We start from the raw sequence: 2,622 nt of genomic DNA, 5'->3' as shown, positions 1-2,622 counted from the left end.
GTGGTGCTACCAGAGCACGTCCTACTTTCAGTAGGAAGAGTCCGTGCAACCCGGGCCTGGCGCTCCAGAGTCGGTCAGGGTCCGGGGGCCTTCGTTCGGCGCCGGACCCTGTCCGCGTTTCCGGGAACAGGGCGACCGCCGGACGACCGTTCAGGACGGGGCGTTCTCGGGGCGAGGCGTTCTCAGGACGGCTGGCGGTCGGAGCCCAGCTCGCGGGAGATCCGCAGGCCGACCTGGGCGACCACCGGGCCGAGGGCGCGGACCCGGGCGGCGGTCATCCGTGAGGTGAGGCCGGAGACGGACAGGGCGGCGGTCACCTCGCCGGTGTGGTCGAAGATCGGGGCGGCGACGCAGCGGACCTCGGGCTCGTTCTCGCGATCGTCGATCGAGTAGCCGCGGGCGCGGATGCGGGCGAGGTCGGCGCGGAGCCGGGGCTCGTCGGCGATGGTCCAGGCGGTCACCGGGCGCAGTCCGGCCGCGACCACCTCGGCGACGGCCTCCTCGGGCAGCCAGGCGAGGATCGCCTTTCCGGTGGCGGTGCAGTAGGCGGGGGCCCGGCTGCCGACCCGGGAGGCCATCCGGACGTTGGTCTCGTCCTCGACCTTGTCCAGGTAGACGATCCCGGGGGCCTGCCAGACGGTCAGGTGGACGGTCTCGCCCGCCTCGCGCTGGAGCCGGCGCAGGTGTTCGGCGGCGACGCTGCGCAGGTCGAGGGTGGTCAGGTAGGCCTGGCCGAGCCGCAGGGAGCCGTGGCCGAGCCGGAACCAGCCGGTCTCGCGGTCCCGGTCGAGGAGGTGCTCGTCCAGCAGGGGGCCGGCCAGTCGCAGCACGGTGCTCTTGTTCAGGCCGAGCCCGTCGGCGAGCTGGGCGAGCGGCACGCCGCGCCCGTCGCCGTGGTCGCGGACGTAGCCGAGGACGGCGAGCGCGCGGCGCAGCGAGGAGGACTGGTTGCGTTCGGTCGCGGGTTTCTTGGGCGCCGTCTCCGTCATGGGTCCGTTCCCTGTGTCGTTCTGCCGGTGTTCCCCCGCAGGTCGGCGGCGGTTGTCAGAACGTACCCGGTCGTGACGGGATCGCCTCATCTTCGATACAACGTTGTGCAGTGCAAAACTTTCCCCAACTCCCTCTTGTTGGCGCCGATCGCCCCCGCCTAACGTCCCTGCCATCGAGCAGGCGACGTCGCCCCACCCGAGCGCTGCGCCCTGCCGTACCCCCACCACTTCACCCACCATCGGCCCCGGTCAGGGCCTGCTTCGACGTGCCCGTCCCCGCGGCGGACGTCTCGGCGGCAGCTGTCGGGAGGGGAGGTCTCCACCATGCGACTCATCGGACGGACCGCCGCAGCCGTCGTGCTCGCCGCCGGCTGCCTGGCCGCCACCGCCTGTGCCCCCGGCACCGCCTCGCCGGCGAGCGACAAGGCCGCCGACGACCGGACCGGCACGCTGCAGGTCTGGCTGTACAACGAGGCGGGCAACGCGGCCAAGGAGGCCGTGATCGCCAAGGCCGTGACCGACTTCCAGGCCTCCCACCAGGGCGTCACCGTCAACGTCAGCTACATCGACACCGACGCCTCGGCCCGCGCGGCCAAGATGAAGGGCGCGTTCAACGACCCGAACAGCGCCCCCGACCTGGTCGAGTTCGGCAACACCGACCTGCCCGGCTACGTCGCCGCCGGCGGCCTCGCCGACATCACCACCGAGCTGGACACGTGGCAGGACAAGGGCGACCTCGACCCGGCGATCGCCAAGACCGCCGTGGTGGACGGCAAGACCTATGGCCTGCCCTGGTGGGTCGGCGTGCGCGCGCTGTACTACCGCACCGACCTGTTCACCGAGGCCGGCCTCACCCCGCCGACCTCGTACGCCGAACTGGTCGCCGCCAACCAGAAGATCCACGCCGCCCACCCGGACACCTTCGGCATCGCCGTCGGCGGCAAGTACACCTTCGCCGCGCTGCCCTTCGTCTGGGACGCGGGCGGCGACATCGCCACCAAGGACGGCGCCGCGTTCAAGGCGGCGATCAACTCGCCCGCCTCGCAGGCCGGGATCAAGCGCTACACCGACCTCTTCGGCGCCGACGGCTGCCCCGCCCAGCAGTGCGCGGACCTGACCGGCGGCAAGACCGTCGACCTGTTCGCGGCCGGCAAGTCGGCGATGGCGGTGCTGCTCAACTCCAACCGCAGCAAGGTGGACGCGGGCGCGGTCAAGGGCAAGTACGGCGTGGTGCCGCTGCCCGGCGAGAAGCCCGGCTCGATCGCCCCGGCCTTCGCCGGCGGCAACAACCTGGGCGTGATGAAGGCGGCCAAGCACCGCACGCTGGCCGTCGAGTTCGCCGAACTGCTGGCGAGCCCCGCGTACCAGGAGCAGATGTACGACGCGATGGGCAACCTGCCGACGCTCAAGTCCGTCAGCGGCAAGGTCGCGGCGAAGGACGCGTTCCTGAAGCCCTTCACCGACACCATCGCGGCCGGCACCAGGTTCGTGCCGCTCGACCAGGCGTGGGCGCAGATCGACGCCCAGGCGGTGATCCCGACGATGCTCCAGCAGGTCGTCACCGGCAAGGCGGACGTGGCCAAGGCCTCGGGCGACGCGGCCGCGCAGGAGTCCACGGCCTTCGCCGCGCACT

Annotated in this window: 2 protein-coding genes; one reads left to right on the top strand and one right to left on the bottom strand. The window is 71.9% G+C overall.

Annotated elements, in window-relative coordinates; translation table 11 throughout:
* Positions 1-182: 182 nt before the first annotated feature.
* A complete protein-coding gene (locus ACFU7Z_RS38600) occupies positions 183-989 on the bottom strand; it encodes an IclR family transcriptional regulator (protein WP_049650658.1) in 807 nt (268 codons plus the stop codon).
* A gap of 324 nt (positions 990-1,313) precedes the next feature.
* Between ACFU7Z_RS38600 and ACFU7Z_RS38595 the strand changes: the two genes are divergently transcribed.
* A partial coding sequence (locus ACFU7Z_RS38595; RefSeq protein WP_380782814.1) for an extracellular solute-binding protein occupies positions 1,314-2,622 on the top strand: 1,309 nt, incomplete at its 3' end.

The organism is Kitasatospora sp. NPDC057518 (assembly GCF_042802075.1).
GTDB lineage: Bacteria > Actinomycetota > Actinomycetes > Streptomycetales > Streptomycetaceae > Kitasatospora.
This window is presented reverse-complemented; position numbering and strand designations above follow the sequence as displayed.

Bases quoted from the DNA above. Each gene is read 5' to 3' on its own strand.
- ACFU7Z_RS38600 (WP_049650658.1), bottom strand. From the start codon at position 989: ATGACGGAGACGGCGCCCAAGAAACCCGCGACCGAACGCAACCAGTCC.